Genomic DNA, 14,182 nt, shown 5'->3' on the forward strand with positions numbered 1-14,182 from the left:
AAATGAGATCGGTAGTGCGTAGAAAATTAAAACCAGAACCATGTTTACCGGAATTGTAGAAACAACTGGCGTAGTAGCTGGTATAGAGTCAGAGGGAACCAATTTAACGTTTCGAATCGAGTCGTTGCTGGCTCCCGAGCTGAAAATAGATCAGAGTGTTAATCATAACGGCGTTTGCCTGACGGTTACGAGTGTTGCCGATGGGAGCTATACGGTTACGGCGGTGGATGAAACCCTCAAAAAAACCAATCTGGGTCAGCTTAAGATTGGGGAGCGCGTCAATCTGGAACGCTGTATGCCTGCTAATGGGCGTTTCGATGGGCATATTGTTCAGGGCCATGTCGATCAGACGGGTGTGTGTACCAACGTGCAGGATATGAACGGAAGCTGGCTGTTCGATTTTCAGTACGATCCTGCGATTGCCGATAACGTAACGGTAGAAAAAGGCTCAATTTGTATTAATGGCGTTAGCCTGACCGTTTTTAATTCACATCCTGACGGATTTCGGGTCACCATAATTCCTTATACTTACGAGCACACTAATTTTCGGGATCTGAAACCCGGCGATACTGTGAATCTGGAATTCGACGTTGTAGGGAAATACATTAAAAAAATGCTGGTAGGCTATCGGTAAGCACTTTCAGATTCTGCTACTTTTGTAACTATTACACGCAATTAATCTCCTGAATGGCGAAAATCAGCACCCAATCTGTTTCCGACCTGCTGATTCAGATTGGCATTGTTCTGGCCCTGCTGGCTGTTTTATTTCTGGGCTTCTTCTTCGTATATCTGCCGTTTACGACCAACCACGGCCAGACCATAACCGTACCCGAAGTAACGAAACTCAGTTTCGATGAAATGAAAAATATTCTGGAAGACAGAGGGTTGCGCTATGAAGTCGACAGCACATTTGTGGCTGGGGCTCCGCCACTGACTGTATTTCAGCAATATCCGAGGGCGAATGCTAAAGTAAAAGAAGGACGAAAAATTTACGTTACGCTGGTGAAGCGAGTACCGCCAATGGTATCGATGCCCAATCTGGTCGATATGATTGACCGGAGTGCCGCCCGCACGCTCGAAGCGCTGGGATTAGTAGAAGGCGAACGTACCTATGTGCCCGATGTCGCTAAAAACTCCGTGCTTCGTCAGTTATATAACGGGAAAGAGATCGCGCCCGGTACGCCTGTACCGAAAGGGGCACGAATTGATCTGGAGGTTGGCGATGGTTTAGGAAATACGATGTTTGAGGTGCCCAACGTTGTAGGTCTACAACTCGATGAGGCCGAAGCGGCCATTCGAGGCTCCAATCTGAAAGTTGGCACGAAAATTTCCGTAGAAGATCCGGAGAAGGAAGTAGGTACCGTTGTTCGGCAACGACCCGAAGCCCGCCCGGGCGAGCGGATTCGTGTTGGCGAAACAATGGATTTGTGGGTTGTTGGGCCAATCGAGCCAAATTAAGAGTAATCGCTTCCTGAACCGATTGTACATGGACATTGCGCTACCTGTTCGGCTGCATCAGTGGATTCTTTGCAGTTTTCTTTGCTTACTGTGTAGCTTATCGGCACTTACGGGCATGGCTCAGTCGCCGTTAAACTTACCATTCTTCGACGATTTTTCGACCGCGTCGGGCCGACCCGGTATCGACCAGCCCGATACGACGCGCTGGCTGCCTGGTAGTGGGGTGTATATCAACAATACAATGGCCATCAATCAACCTACGGTTAACGTGGCCTCTTTTGATGGGTTAGCCGCCAATGGGTTGCCTTATGTGTTTAATAACGGACTGTCGCGGGGATATACCGATACACTTACCTCAAAATCGATTAACCTGGCTGGCCTTACTGCAGCCGATTCGGTTTACCTTAGTTTTTACTGGCAGATCAAAGGATTGGGCGAAGCGCCCGATGCGGCCAGCCTTTCGTATGTTTACGATAAACAAATCGTTGGCAATGATACGACTACGGTTATCGACACCATTGTGCTGCAACCCGGCGATTCGCTGGTTGTCGAATTTCTGGATGTAAACAAGGTCTGGCAGCATGCCTGGGGCATCGCTGGGGGCGAAACCAACAATAATTTCCCCCAGGCATTTGTTTTGGTTAAGGACCCGAATTATTTCCACCCGAACTTTGCCTTTCGGTTTCGTTCCTTTGCCCGCCAGTCTGGCCCATTCGATACCTGGAACATCGATTATATTTATCTGGGCAAAAATCGCTCGGTTACTAATCGCTACATAAAAGACGTTGCGGTTCGGCAAGCGGTGAGCCCTTTTCTGAAACGATATACAGCAATGCCGTTGACGCAGTATATGGTTAATCCGGCTGCCGAAACCGCCGATTCGGTGTTTACCGACATCAATAATCTGTTCAATACCTTTAATTTTACAACATTCCGATTTACTGTGCAGGATGAGGTATCTGGTCAGCTTTTGCAGGATTCTCCCCAAACAGCTTCGTCGTTGATTCAGGCACTTAGTTCGCAGATTAAAGTCAGCAAACCTAATCCAATTTCCAGTTTTGGGTCAGCAACGAAGGCTATGCTGCGCTATAAATTTGAAGTGCTCACCACCGACGATCAGAATCCATCCATTCCTGGCGTCAATCTCCGTCAGAACGATACCATTTCGGGGGTGACCGTGCTCGACAATTACTATGCCTATGACGACGGTACTTGGGAGTACGGTGCACAAATTGGCCCCAGAGAGCAGGTTGCCATGCGCTTTATTCTTAACAAGCCCGATGTGATGGCGGGTATTCAGGCCTGCATTGTACCATTTGTGCTTAATCAGACAGGACAGTCGTTTGTCATAAGCGTTTACAGCAATAGCAATGGTCGGCCAGGCAATGCCATTTATCGGCAAGAATTTATGATGCAGTATCCGCCTACCCGAAATGGATTTGTGAGTTTTCCGTTTAGTCAGGGCGTTGCCGTAAAAGATACTTTTTATGTAGGCTATCAGCAGATTAGTAGTAGCGACACTACGATTTTGCGGTTAGGCATTGATAAAAACAGTCCCTTTAGCCGAGAGATTTTTTATAATGGCGGTACCATCTGGGAACAGAATCTTTCGGGAGCATCGCTGAGTTTTCAGGGGGTTTTTATGTTACGGCCGGTCATGGGGGGAAAGGACGATGGAATCGTTACAGGTGTCGAAAATCCTGAACCGGTATCGCCATTGCAGGCCTATCCAAATCCAACAACCGGATTGATTCGTTGGGACAATACAAAACTTACCCGCCTTGATGTACTTAACCTGACGGGACAAATCCTGCACCAGCTCGAACCAAGTCGAGGGCAGCAAACGTTAGACCTGAGCGATCTGCCCAACGGTATGTATCTGATTCGCTTATTCGAAGGAGAACGGCTGGTTGTGCAGAAACTCATTATTCAACATTAATAGTGGGTCATTGGTCAAGTGTCATTGGTTGAAAAAAAATCCTAATGGCCACTAACTAATGACCAACTTAGTAAAACCTAAAATCGTAAGACTATTATGGATATTACCGTTCAGGAGTTAAAAGAGCGGCTCGACAAGGGCGAAAAGTTAAACCTCTTCGATGTTCGTGAACCAGCCGAGTACGAAGCTGATAACATTGGTGCTACTCTGATTCCACTTGGCGATCTGCCGTATCGGCTCGATGAACTCGACGGTCTGCAGGACGAAGAAGTGATCGTTCACTGCCGCTCAGGTAAGCGGAGCGGAATGGCGCAGGAAATTCTGGAACAGAATGGTTTCAATAACGTTCGTAACGTTATTGGCGGTATGCTGGCGTACCGGGCACAGTAAATAATGAGCGATTGAGTGAATACTGCACTGGATATCAATAAATTATTCACTCAATCGCTAATTTTAAAATAGCTTCATCGTCCTCTGGGCCAAACCAATGGTAATCTGCCTGGTTATGAAACCAGGTAAGCTGGCGTTTGGCATATCGCCTTGAGTTGCGTTTCAGCAAACGGACCATTTCCTCATAATCATAAGCACCGTCCAGATACGGAAATATTTCCTGATAGCCAACCGTCTGTAATGCTGAGTAGGCACGAAACGGAAGAAGTGAACGCGCTTCGTCTACCAAACCAGCCGCAAGCATGGCCTCCATTCGGGCATCGATGCGGTCATACAACTCTTGGCGTGGCCGTTCAAGCGCGACTAGTAAGGATCGAAACGGTCGTTGGACCGTTTTTTTTTGTCTGAACGACGAATAAGGCCGACCGGTAGTGAGGCAGACTTCCAATGCCCGCAACACACGGGCATGGTTTTGCATATCGGCTGTCTGAACATAGTCAGGGTCAAGTAGGTGCAATTGTTTTTGGAGTGGTTCTAATCCTTCTGTTTCCCAACGCTGGCGTAACAACAGGCGCAGGGCGGGGTCGATAGACGGCATATCGTCCAGACCAAAACAGACTGCATTTATGTATAATCCGGTTCCTCCGGACAAAATCACAACATCGCTTGTCTGAAATAACTTATCTAGCACGGCCAGGCATTCCCGCTCGTAGCGTCCTGCATTGACTGAGTCCAGAATTGAATGCGAATTGATGAAATAATGCCGAACGCCATCCATCTCGTCAGGAGTTGGCTTGGCGGTGCCAATTGTTAGCTCCCGATACAACTGCCGGGAGTCGGCCGAAACAACAGCAGTGTGCAACCGTTTTGCCAGCCTAATGCAGAGGGCAGTCTTTCCAACGGCTGTTGGGCCAGCTATAACCAAAAGTGTTTTCAACTAAACGGTACTTACTCAAGTTCAGGAATCGCAAAATTAGCAGGTTTATCGGCAGATATACTATTCAGGTGCCCGCTCGGGCTGTCTAACGGCAGGGCCATTTGGGTAGTCAACCCTGTAAAGATCAGGTGCGAAAAGCGACAAGCGCTATGTTTTGATTAATTTTATTATTTATTCGATAGATCTTGTATGTAAATATGGATTAGTGTATATTGCATACTATTTACGACTATCAACGGTGAGAAATTTATCTAACACGAACGATTGATTCATCTATAAAACAGTATTCTGCAATTAATTTGATTGAAGGTAACCTTACCATCCGATAACATCTATCACTGTCAGCCATTGCCTGACAAAAGGCTTCTTCTCACGTTCTTTCACTTTGGGAAGTATACCTATAGCATTAGCAAACAATTTTATTTATTGATGAAATTATTACTGCTGATTGGTAGATAGTTATAACTACAAAAAATCTAAAATGAAACTAAGTTTATGTTAAGTATGATATATTTAGCATAAACATTATATTTTTGCCTATAATGATGCAAGTGCCTACTAACCAGTGAGTTGCGCACCAAAAAGTTAGTGTAATCCTTTCTCATGAATAATAATACCAGTACGCAAAATTTTTCGGAGATTTCTCAGCCAGTCCTAAGACGGACATTAGATATTATTTGCGGCAAATGGCGGCTATATATCATTTTTCAACTAAGCGAACGCGACCTTCGTTATGGCGAATTGCGCAGGATGATTCCTGATGTAAGTGAGAAAGTATTAATTCAGGAATTAAAAGCGCTCGTTGCTCTGGGTGTATTGCATAAAAAATCCTATAGCGAAATTCCACCCCGTGTCGAATACGGTCTGACTGCAAAAGCCAGGGAGATTTTGCCTATTCTGAAGGATCTTATGACAATTGGACGAACGTTTTTAGAGCCCTAGTTAGTAAAGAGTAACTATTTTTGCTTTCCCGGCGTTATTCGATATGTATAGTCGGATACGTAGGAGCGCATGAAACTGTTGATAAGTGTCTTTTTACTAAGCATTGGGTTATGGATGGAGTCGGGCCTGCGCCCGAATCTGTTTCATAACAATCAGGCAGACACGGCGCCCACTTTTATTGCGTTCGAAAAGTCGTTGCGTTTCAATATCTATACATTCCAGGTTACTGCTGCCGATAGCGGTGCTGTTCGCGACTTATCTGTAAAAGCCTACCGGGGTTCTCTGCTATTGACTAACTTCCACATACGTGTCGATGGTACTGTTGTTGGGGCAGAGGTTGCCGACCTGGATAATAATCGCTTTCCTGAGCTCTATGTTTATAGTGCCAGTGATGGAAGTGGTTCGTTCGGACGCGTATATGGATGGCAGTTTCTGCCAGAGCGTAAAGCCGATATTCAGGCTGCCAACTGGCTGGAAGCGGGCGAAGGGTATATGGGCCACGATAGCCTGTGGGTAGAACGGAACATTCTGTGCCGTAAATTTCCAATTTATAATGCTGGTGATGCCAATGCGCTGCCGACTGGTGGAGCAAAAATGATGCGGTATCGGCTTCAGCCTGCGGGTCAATCGTTTATACTGATTCCTGAGCCGTCGGCTGGTGAAGCCGCCAGCCGTTGATCAGCTCGTATACAAAACTTATGACTTCGCAGCAGCGGCATAAGTTTTATACACGAGCTGGTTGAACTAGCTTAAAATAGATGCAGGCCCAGCGAAACCGTAGCAATACCCAGGTACCCCGTAATATCCTTATTATTATAAATACCGCCAACCGGCGCTGCATAGCGAACATCCAGATCCAGACGCCTAAAAAACGTATAGCCTACGCCAACTTCGGCAGCATAGGTTACCGACTTGACTTTTAAAATACTTTCGGTTGGGCTTTGCGGATTTGGGTTTTTCAGGTCCGAAGTTGTTTCGGGGGTTGGAATCGAAAAAGAGAGCACAGTAGCTGTCGATGTTCGTTTTGCTTCGGCTTTTGTTGTGATAAGCAGGTTAGGCCCCAGAAACGCTCTGAACTTGCCATTACACCACTTTTTCCCGATCAAAAATGGAATGTTGACCGATTCGAGGGTCGATTCTGAAATGGTATTGATGGTGGTGGGCGTGCTGGCGGGTATAACCGATGGTAGAGGTTGCCCGGCCAGGACCGCTGCTACGGCTGCCGGCACGCTGAAATCCGTTTTTTGTTTCAGCAGAAATTTATTGTAATCCACCTCGACCTGAAGAAAGAATTTTTCAAAATTCTGCCGCCCCCAGATGCCGAACGAGTAGCCAGTGCCAATGCCATTGTTTTTGTTATTCAACTGTGGAATCGACAAGGTAGCCGAAAGCGGAACCGACGGAATAGTGGTGTAACCATGCGTAAATGTAGCTCCGCCTTTAACTCCACCTTCAAAATCACCCTGAGCCAGCGCCGTAATCATACTGACCAAAAAGGCCAGTGCCGTAAATTGTATGCGTTTCATAAGCGAGTCAACAACCGGTTAATATTAAAAAATTGAGAAGTAATTGATGCTAGAACGCTAAACTACGCTGTTCCTGCGTCTGAAACGGCCTTTTTTATTGAAATATTATTAACCTTTCTGTTAAATAGAGTAAACAATTACCTATCGAAGAGGTTGTTTGAAATAGATTAATTGGCTTATTTGCCAGCCGTTTAATTGATGTTTCACTAAAAAACCACGCTAAACGAATGGGTCTCTTATCATTTTTCAAAGGAGTAGGCGAAAAGATCTTTCACAAAGATCAAACTACACCCCCTGCCGATCCGGTACAGGCCGAGAAGGTTGAACCAGTGCGTGCTCAGGCGCTTCTTGATCACGTAAAAGAATTAGGATTGGCGTACAACAGTCTAACCGTAAAAACGAAAGGTGATACCGTTACGTTGACCGGCTCTGTGAAGTCGCAGGAAGACTCAGAAAAAATTGCACTGGCCGTTGGTAATGTAGAAGGCGTTAGCGCCGTCGATAACCAACTTACTGTAGATGAACCAACCCAGGAAGGGCAGTTTTACACAGTAAAATCGGGTGATTCGCTTTCGAAAATTGCCAAAGAAGTATATGGCGATCCAATGAAATACGGTGTCATTTTTGAAGCCAATAAGCCAATGCTGAAAGACCCTGATCTGATTTATCCTGATCAGGTGTTGCGGATTCCGAAACTGTAAGCGACGTACCTATTCAGGCGTTGGCAAAAGGGGTGTAGTAGATTGAAGTTGAATGCTGGTAGCAGCTCACTTCAGTCGCTACACTCCTTTTGCATTTTGGTCAGTGAATAACCTTTCCGAACATTCCCAGAAAGCAGCCAGTTTTATACATCTCAACTGAATTAGAAACCCATGGCTGTTCATCTATTATCCTATTTAAAAGATCAGTTCTCTCCTGGCGTAATTGATCAGCTTAGTGATGACCTTGGCGAGACACCGGCCGGTATATTAAAAACAGTTACTGGATCATTACCCGTTTTGCTGGGAGCTTTAACCCGGCGGGTACAGACCTCTGGCGGTGCTTCGTCTGTAATTTCGTTGTTAGATAAAGGCGATTATCGGGAAACTCCACTCGATGTTAGCCAGGTATCAGATTCACCGCAAAAAGTTGAAACTACTGCATCGGCCGCCCGGAAATTTCTGGATGAAATTTTTGACGATCGACTCGATCGCACAACCCAGCTTATCGGAACCTACAGCGGAGTGCAACCGGCATCGGTACTCACCATTCTGGAATTGGCCGGGTCGATCGTTATGGGTATGCTGGGAAGGCAGGAGCAGGAAAACGGCCTGACTGCCCATAGCCTGACAACCCTGCTGATTGGTCAGGCATCGGAATTCCGAACGTCGGTGCCCAGTGGATTGGATGGCGTAAGTAGTTTGCTGGGTTTCAATGAACTCATTACGCCCACTGGCCCGCCAACGGAAGTGCAGGGTACCGACAATTTTAGTGGCTCCGAATTAAGCCCAAATATTCCGAAGAGCGACGAAGGCGACCGTCGGCGCGAAAATGTACGATGGTTACGGTGGGCCATGATAGCCATTGCAGTACTGGTTCTGGCACTACTGATTCAGAAGTGCAGCGAGAATCAAAATGGCATTGATGGCATAAGTACCGATTCAACCACCCGCGTCGAATCCAATGCCGTCGAAGATACGTCGGCGGCTACCAAACGCAGCGTTGAAGAGGCCCATGGTCAGGTGAGCGATTCAACAGCACCGGGCCCTCTGGGCATTCGCGACTCATCGGCAAATAGGCCCTGATGGCAGCAGGCAGGCAAGCTATACGTTGCAATAGAAGTAAAGACGAAGAAATAAGGCATAGAGTCAGTGAGTCAATCCGTACAGGCTGTATATTGCCGTCTGATTGATTCACTGACTTTTTTATGTTTGTCGACGCTATTGAGCGCATTGATTTATTCACACGACCTCTTCATTCCATTGTCCGGTTATACGGTCACAACGAAATTGTGCCAGGGAGCGCTACCCTGTTTTTTGTGAACGAGTTAGGGTGTGCCATCACCTGTAAGCACGTGGCCGAACTGGTGGCCAGAGCCGACTCCATTTATCATCACTACCGAAATTTTCAGGGAGCCCGGCGCGATGTACTCCGGGAGAGAGATGCGGCCCAACAAATCAGCCAACTGGAGATAAAGTTTAAACTTCAGTCTGAAACAATAATTCGGGTGCGTAATAGCTTCATTGGTTGTGTCGATCAGTATAAGGAACTGACCATCGACATGCACCCTACGCAGGATCTGGCACTGCTACAGTTTAAAGGTTACCATCGGTTATTATACAATTCTCATGCCGTCTTTGTGGGCGATTCGAGCCGGGTGAAACCGGGCCGAAGCCTATGTCGGCTGGGCTACCCGTTCCCGGAGTTTACCAACTTTCGATATAATTCGACCGTCGACGATATTGAATGGACAAATGAAGGCCGTGTTACGTCGCCCCGTTTCCCCATCGACGGCATCATTACCCGGTTGCTGAGCGAAAACGGGGGCATTACCGGCATCGAAATGAGCACTCCCGGTTTGCGCGGGCAAAGTGGAGGGCCTTTGTTTGACCCAAATGGCCTGATTTTCGGCATGCAGTCGGCTACCCGGCATCTGCATCTGGGATTCGATATCGAAGATCGCGAAGTGCTGGTCAATGGCCGCAAAAGTAAAGTTTCCAATTATCCGTTCCTCAACGTAGGCCAGTGTGTTCATGTAGATGTAATTAAGGCATTTTTGCAGGAACGCGGGGTTAAATACTACGAAGGATAACGGTAAAAGGCAGAGATAGGACAGGGAAAATTTCGCAGTCAGAAAACCCAAGGCCATATTTATCGGTTAACAGACTCGAATGCCACTAAAGCGCATTCACTACATAAACATGTTGAAACGTAGAGGTTCGGCCGTATGGAAAGGCGGTCTACAAGACGGAACGGGCGTTATATCGTCGTTCAGTGGTGTTCTTGACAACACTCCCTATTCATTTAAAACCCGGCTGGTTAGTGAAGATGGCAAAGCCGGTACTAACCCCGAAGAACTGCTGGCGGCAGCGCACGCAGGCTGCTATGGCATGGCCGTTAGCGCTACTATGGGGCAGGCTGGTTTTACGCCCGACGAACTAAGCGTGAATGCTACGCTCACGCTGGAAACAGAAGGTATGCTTAAAGTTACGGCTGTCGATCTACAGATCACGGGCAAAGTTCCTGGTATGTCGAAAGAGCAGTTCGAAGAATTTGCTGCCGATGCTGCTAAAAACTGTATTATCTCGCAGGCTCTGCACCCCGACATTAAAGTAACGAAAACTGCTACGCTGGAAGCGTAATGAAAAAAATACTGTCGGTCATTGGTGTTGGGCCTGGCATTAGTTTGGCCGTTGCTCAACGGTTTGCCCGCGAAGGATTTGCGATAGCGCTGATTTCCCGCGATTTAGCCAAATTGCAGGGCTATGTCGATGAGTTGCAGCGCAACGGTGTTGACGCTGCGGCTTTTCATTATGACGCTGCCGATTCGGCCTCGCTCGAAAACGCGCTTAAACAGGTCGAAAACCAGTTAGGGCCAACAACTGTGCTTCATTATAATGCGGCTGCGTTGCACAAAGGCTCCTTAGAACAGGAAACAGCCGATTCGCTGGTGGCCGATTTTCGGGTAAATGTGGCCAATGTAGTTGCGGCCGTAAATGCAGTACGTGCTAAGATGATACCCGACGAAAGTGCTGTGCTACTAACTGGAGGAGGGTTGGCCTATATGACAGCGCCTGACTACCTGTCGCTTACTTTAGGGAAATCGGGTATTGTAACGCTGGCAAAGTTGCTGAATAAATCGCTAAAAGCCAGTGGTATATACGTCGGAACGGTTACTGTAAGTGGCTCTGTAAGACCCGACGCCGAAAAGCTAACCCCCGACAATATTGCCGAAGAGTTCTGGAAACTCTATACCGAACGGAACACCGTAGAAGTACGGTTCTGATCCGTTTTTGATAAAACAACCAAGTGTTGGCTGTATCTTTGAGCGGCCAACACTTTTTTTATGTCCGAACTCACTGCTCAGACGTCAAAGCAAATTATGCTTGCTGCCGACGCACTGGCGTTGCTGAAACGTCTGATTGCTACGCAGTCGTTTAGTCGCCAGGAAGATCAGACAGCGTTACTGATCGAAGATTTTTTTCGCCAGAATCAGATTCCTTTCCAGCGATTAAAAAACAATATCTGGGCGAAGAACCTCCATTTCGACGAGCAGAAACCAACTATACTGCTTAACTCCCATCACGATACGGTTAAACCCAACAAGTCGTGGACGCTCGATCCGTTTGAACCGCTCGAAAGCGACGGCAAACTTTTCGGGTTGGGTTCTAACGATGCCGGAGGATGTCTGGTATCGTTGCTGGCTGCTTTTGCCTATTTCTACGACCGGCCCAACATGGCCTATAACCTGGTTATGGCAGCATCGGCCGAAGAGGAAATCTCGGGCCGCGATGGCCTGGAACTGCTCCTGCCCGAGTTACCACCAATCCATTTTGCCATTGTTGGCGAACCTACCGAAATGCAACTGGCCATTGCCGAAAAGGGATTACTTGTGCTCGATTGCACGGCCCATGGCGTTAGTGGCCATGCCGCCCGCAATGAGGGCGACAATGCCATTTACCGGGCCATTAAGGACATTAACTGGCTAACCACCTATCAGTTCCCCAAAGTGTCGCCAACGCTGGGGCCTATCAAGTTATCGGTAACGATTATCAATGCCGGAACGCAGCATAATGTAGTGCCCGATACCTGCACCTTTACAGTTGATGTACGTGTAACGGAACAATACACACTCGAAGAAGTAATCGAAACGATTCAGACTCATATCGAATCGGAAGTTAAACCCCGCTCGATCCGGCTGAAGCCGTCGAGCATTCCGGCCGATCATCCAATTGTAAAAGCCGGTATTGCCCTTGGTCGCCATACCTACGGTTCTCCAACAACGTCTGATCAGGCGGTCCTGGATTGTCCTTCACTGAAATGTGGTCCTGGCCATTCGGCCCGATCGCATTCGGCTGATGAATTTATCTACCTGCGCGAAATCGACGAAGGTGTCGATGGTTACATTCGGATGCTGGAGCAGGTATTGTAAGCTCTATGTGAAAAAAACTGGAATATTTTTCAAAAAAACGATAGATCGACTAAGGGTAAGCCTTATGATTCGTGTCATTCCGGTATCTGACCGCCTAACCGATGACAGAATCAGAAGGCCACCCTCTACCCAATCAAGGCAATTACTTTCGACCGTTGCATAGCCCAGAGCGTGTGCCAACGGTTGTCGACAACGAGCATGTTGTTCGTTCTGCCTTTGCCGAATCTCCCCAAAAAGGCTTCGAACTCCTTTTTCGGCTCTATTATGTTCCGCTTTGTAGTCATGCTGTCCGCTTTGTGTACACCCGCGAAGTCGCCGAAGATATTGTCGGCGAAGTGTTTTATCAGTTCTGGAAATCGGAGCGATACGCTGCTGTAACACACACATACCGTACTTACCTCTACGCAGCCGTGCGTCATCGGGCCTACAATTACCTCCGCGACGAATTAACGGGTAGCCGGACGCCAGCATCGCTCGACGATGTGGATGAGGCCAGTCTCGACGAAACTCCCCAGACTCTGATCGAGTATGATGAAACGTTTCAGCGGGTTGAAGAAGCGATTCGGGAACTACCTCCCCAATGTCAGCGCGTGTTCCTGATGAGCCGGTTCGAGAACCGTAAAAATCAGGAAATCGCCGATGAGCTGGGTCTGGCGCTCAAAACGGTAGAAGCGCATATGGCGCGTGCACTTCAGCAACTCCGCCGGGTGTTTTTGCCTCTGGGGCTACTTCTTTTTCTATTTGCGCACTAAGGGTAATACTAGCTGCCTGTGTCAAACAGGTAAATGTCTGTTCATGGAAGATATCGTCAACAAAACGGTGCTGTTCGACTATTTTTCGGGCCGGGTGAGTCCGTTACAGAAGAAGTCAATTGAAAGCTGGCTGGCCGATGCCGCGAATCAGGATTTGTATTACCAGTGGCTGCATGAGTGGGAAATGAGCCGGTTGCAGGCGAATGTAAACTGGCAACATGCTTACGAAAAAACAGCACTGCGTATTCAGCAAACAACCAGCGAGACGGATTCAGACGACCAATTGCGACCACTTACCTGGCGCATTGATAGCGCCCGTCATTGGCTAAACCGAAACTGGCTGATTGCTGCATCCATAGCCCTGTGTCTGCTGGCAGGAGGCTGGTTTTTTCGGGATGCGCTACTCTACAAAACCGTTCGGACGGGCTTTGGCCAAACCCGTGAGCTAACCTTGCCCGATGGGTCGGTTGTTACCCTCAACGCCAATTCGTCACTGCGTTTTCCCCGGTTTGGTTTTGGCGAGTGGACATTAAGCTTTGATACCGCCCATCAGAATCCGCGACTGGTTGAACTATCGGGCGAAGCCGATTTTTCGGTACGGCACCTGCCTAATCATCAGCCGTTTGTGGTTGCTACCAACAAAGGGTTAGACGTAACTGTGCTGGGCACGCAGTTTACCGTATTTAGCCGGGAGCGGGCTACGCGGGTAGCGCTTCGGTCGGGGCGGGTGCAATTGACAACCCAGCAGAAAAGTGAACCACCCCTAATTATGAAACCGGGCGACCTGGCTACGCTCAATCGGCAGGGTAAACTGGCAATCCGCCGAACGGCTCATCCTGAAGTGATGGCGTCCTGGAAAGATCATCGCTTTGTGTTCGAGCAAACTCCCTTACGTGAAATTGCCGCCATGCTCCACGACAACTATGGCCTGACCGTGCAGATTGCCGATCAGCAACTGGCCCGCCGAACAATTTCGGGCTCCTTTACGGCTCGTAATGCTAATGAAATTCTACAACTGATCGCTCAGCTCCTTCAGATTAACTACATCCGCGAGAACAATCATGTCTCGTTTACCGATTGACTCCTAACCACAAAACCGATCACTTA

General features: G+C 47.9%; 16 protein-coding genes. 14 read left to right on the forward strand and 2 right to left on the reverse strand.

Annotated elements, in window-relative coordinates:
• Positions 1-40: 40 nt before the first annotated feature.
• The 4 genes from WBJ53_RS08375 to WBJ53_RS08390 all read left to right on the forward strand — a co-directional run bounded on the left by WBJ53_RS08375 (position 41) and on the right by WBJ53_RS08390 (position 3,787).
• Complete coding sequence (locus WBJ53_RS08375) at positions 41-634, forward strand: riboflavin synthase (RefSeq protein WP_338875623.1); 594 nt, start codon at positions 41-43, stop codon at positions 632-634.
• 53 nt (positions 635-687) lie between these two features.
• On the forward strand, positions 688-1,458 hold the full coding sequence (locus WBJ53_RS08380) for a PASTA domain-containing protein (protein ID WP_338875624.1): 771 nt from the start codon (positions 688-690) through the stop codon (positions 1,456-1,458).
• A 28-nt stretch (positions 1,459-1,486) separates the two neighbouring features.
• Positions 1,487-3,397: a T9SS type A sorting domain-containing protein gene (locus tag WBJ53_RS08385; RefSeq protein WP_338875625.1), complete on the forward strand. Its 1,911-nt coding sequence runs from the start codon at positions 1,487-1,489 to the stop codon at positions 3,395-3,397.
• Positions 3,398-3,493: 96 nt separating this feature from the next.
• Positions 3,494-3,787 (forward strand): rhodanese-like domain-containing protein, encoded by a 294-nt coding sequence (locus WBJ53_RS08390; RefSeq protein WP_338875627.1) that lies wholly within the window; start codon positions 3,494-3,496, stop codon positions 3,785-3,787.
• 46 nt (positions 3,788-3,833) lie between these two features.
• On the opposite strand, the gene miaA is transcribed toward WBJ53_RS08390, so the two are convergent.
• Positions 3,834-4,724, reverse strand: a complete 891-nt coding sequence (gene miaA, locus WBJ53_RS08395; RefSeq protein WP_338875628.1) for a tRNA (adenosine(37)-N6)-dimethylallyltransferase MiaA — start codon at positions 4,722-4,724, stop codon at positions 3,834-3,836.
• 603 nt (positions 4,725-5,327) lie between these two features.
• Here miaA and WBJ53_RS08400 point away from each other — a divergent pair.
• Together WBJ53_RS08400 and WBJ53_RS08405 are read left to right on the forward strand one after the other, a co-directional pair.
• On the forward strand, positions 5,328-5,666 hold the full coding sequence (locus WBJ53_RS08400; RefSeq protein ID WP_338875629.1) for a helix-turn-helix domain-containing protein: 339 nt from the start codon (positions 5,328-5,330) through the stop codon (positions 5,664-5,666).
• Between the two features lie 69 nt (positions 5,667-5,735).
• Positions 5,736-6,344: a hypothetical protein gene (locus tag WBJ53_RS08405; protein WP_338875630.1), complete on the forward strand. Its 609-nt coding sequence runs from the start codon at positions 5,736-5,738 to the stop codon at positions 6,342-6,344.
• Positions 6,345-6,415: 71 nt separating this feature from the next.
• Here the strand turns inward: WBJ53_RS08405 and WBJ53_RS08410 are convergent, their stop codons facing one another.
• Entirely contained in the window at positions 6,416-7,192 is a 777-nt protein-coding gene (locus WBJ53_RS08410; RefSeq protein ID WP_338875631.1) for an outer membrane beta-barrel protein, read from the reverse strand.
• Positions 7,193-7,419: 227 nt separating this feature from the next.
• On the opposite strand from WBJ53_RS08410, the gene lysM reads away from it, so the two are divergent.
• The 8 genes from lysM to WBJ53_RS08450 all read left to right on the forward strand — a co-directional run bounded on the left by lysM (position 7,420) and on the right by WBJ53_RS08450 (position 14,156).
• On the forward strand, positions 7,420-7,893 hold the full coding sequence (gene lysM / locus WBJ53_RS08415) for a peptidoglycan-binding protein LysM (RefSeq protein WP_338875632.1): 474 nt from the start codon (positions 7,420-7,422) through the stop codon (positions 7,891-7,893).
• 171 nt (positions 7,894-8,064) lie between these two features.
• Positions 8,065-8,976, forward strand: a complete 912-nt coding sequence (locus WBJ53_RS08420; RefSeq protein ID WP_338875634.1) for a DUF937 domain-containing protein — start codon at positions 8,065-8,067, stop codon at positions 8,974-8,976.
• Between the two features lie 122 nt (positions 8,977-9,098).
• Positions 9,099-9,983 carry a trypsin-like peptidase domain-containing protein gene (locus WBJ53_RS08425; RefSeq protein ID WP_338875635.1) on the forward strand — a complete coding sequence of 295 codons (885 nt, stop codon included), beginning with the start codon at positions 9,099-9,101 and terminating at the stop codon, positions 9,981-9,983.
• Positions 9,984-10,092: 109 nt separating this feature from the next.
• Positions 10,093-10,533: an OsmC family peroxiredoxin gene (locus WBJ53_RS08430; RefSeq protein WP_338875636.1), complete on the forward strand. Its 441-nt coding sequence runs from the start codon at positions 10,093-10,095 to the stop codon at positions 10,531-10,533.
• The gene (locus tag WBJ53_RS08435) at positions 10,533-11,177 is read left to right on the forward strand and encodes an SDR family NAD(P)-dependent oxidoreductase (protein WP_338875637.1); all 645 of its coding nucleotides are present in this window, start codon (positions 10,533-10,535) and stop codon (positions 11,175-11,177) included. The genes WBJ53_RS08430 and WBJ53_RS08435 overlap by 1 nt, the downstream gene beginning before the upstream one ends.
• 60 nt (positions 11,178-11,237) lie before the next feature.
• The gene (locus tag WBJ53_RS08440) at positions 11,238-12,323 is read left to right on the forward strand and encodes a M20 family metallo-hydrolase (protein ID WP_338875638.1); all 1,086 of its coding nucleotides are present in this window, start codon (positions 11,238-11,240) and stop codon (positions 12,321-12,323) included.
• Positions 12,324-12,424: 101 nt separating this feature from the next.
• Complete coding sequence (locus tag WBJ53_RS08445) at positions 12,425-13,075, forward strand: RNA polymerase sigma-70 factor (protein WP_338875639.1); 651 nt, start codon at positions 12,425-12,427, stop codon at positions 13,073-13,075.
• Between the two features lie 43 nt (positions 13,076-13,118).
• Positions 13,119-14,156, forward strand: coding sequence for a FecR domain-containing protein (locus WBJ53_RS08450; protein WP_338875640.1), 1,038 nt, complete (start codon positions 13,119-13,121; stop codon positions 14,154-14,156).
• The last annotated feature ends 26 nt before the right edge of the window (positions 14,157-14,182 follow it).

Source organism: Spirosoma sp. SC4-14, assembly GCF_037201965.1.
Taxonomy (GTDB): domain Bacteria; phylum Bacteroidota; class Bacteroidia; order Cytophagales; family Spirosomataceae; genus Spirosoma.

What these genes read in the sequence shown, in the direction of transcription:
- WBJ53_RS08390 (WP_338875627.1), top strand. Translation starts at nt 3,494, where the DNA reads ATGGATATTACCGTTCAGGAGTTAAAAGAGCGGCTCGACAAGGGCGAA.
- WBJ53_RS08375 (WP_338875623.1), top strand. Translation starts at nt 41, where the DNA reads ATGTTTACCGGAATTGTAGAAACAACTGGCGTAGTAGCTGGTATAGAG.
- WBJ53_RS08400 (WP_338875629.1), top strand. Translation starts at nt 5,328, where the DNA reads ATGAATAATAATACCAGTACGCAAAATTTTTCGGAGATTTCTCAGCCA.
- WBJ53_RS08410 (WP_338875631.1), bottom strand. Translation starts at nt 7,192, where the DNA reads ATGAAACGCATACAATTTACGGCACTGGCCTTTTTGGTCAGTATGATT.
- WBJ53_RS08425 (WP_338875635.1), top strand. Translation starts at nt 9,099, where the DNA reads ATGTTTGTCGACGCTATTGAGCGCATTGATTTATTCACACGACCTCTT.
- WBJ53_RS08440 (WP_338875638.1), top strand. Translation starts at nt 11,238, where the DNA reads ATGTCCGAACTCACTGCTCAGACGTCAAAGCAAATTATGCTTGCTGCC.
- WBJ53_RS08430 (WP_338875636.1), top strand. Translation starts at nt 10,093, where the DNA reads ATGTTGAAACGTAGAGGTTCGGCCGTATGGAAAGGCGGTCTACAAGAC.
- lysM (WP_338875632.1), top strand. Translation starts at nt 7,420, where the DNA reads ATGGGTCTCTTATCATTTTTCAAAGGAGTAGGCGAAAAGATCTTTCAC.
- WBJ53_RS08420 (WP_338875634.1), top strand. Translation starts at nt 8,065, where the DNA reads ATGGCTGTTCATCTATTATCCTATTTAAAAGATCAGTTCTCTCCTGGC.
- WBJ53_RS08380 (WP_338875624.1), top strand. Translation starts at nt 688, where the DNA reads ATGGCGAAAATCAGCACCCAATCTGTTTCCGACCTGCTGATTCAGATT.
- WBJ53_RS08385 (WP_338875625.1), top strand. Translation starts at nt 1,487, where the DNA reads ATGGACATTGCGCTACCTGTTCGGCTGCATCAGTGGATTCTTTGCAGT.
- WBJ53_RS08405 (WP_338875630.1), top strand. Translation starts at nt 5,736, where the DNA reads ATGAAACTGTTGATAAGTGTCTTTTTACTAAGCATTGGGTTATGGATG.
- WBJ53_RS08450 (WP_338875640.1), top strand. Translation starts at nt 13,119, where the DNA reads ATGGAAGATATCGTCAACAAAACGGTGCTGTTCGACTATTTTTCGGGC.
- WBJ53_RS08435 (WP_338875637.1), top strand. Translation starts at nt 10,533, where the DNA reads ATGAAAAAAATACTGTCGGTCATTGGTGTTGGGCCTGGCATTAGTTTG.
- WBJ53_RS08445 (WP_338875639.1), top strand. Translation starts at nt 12,425, where the DNA reads ATGACAGAATCAGAAGGCCACCCTCTACCCAATCAAGGCAATTACTTT.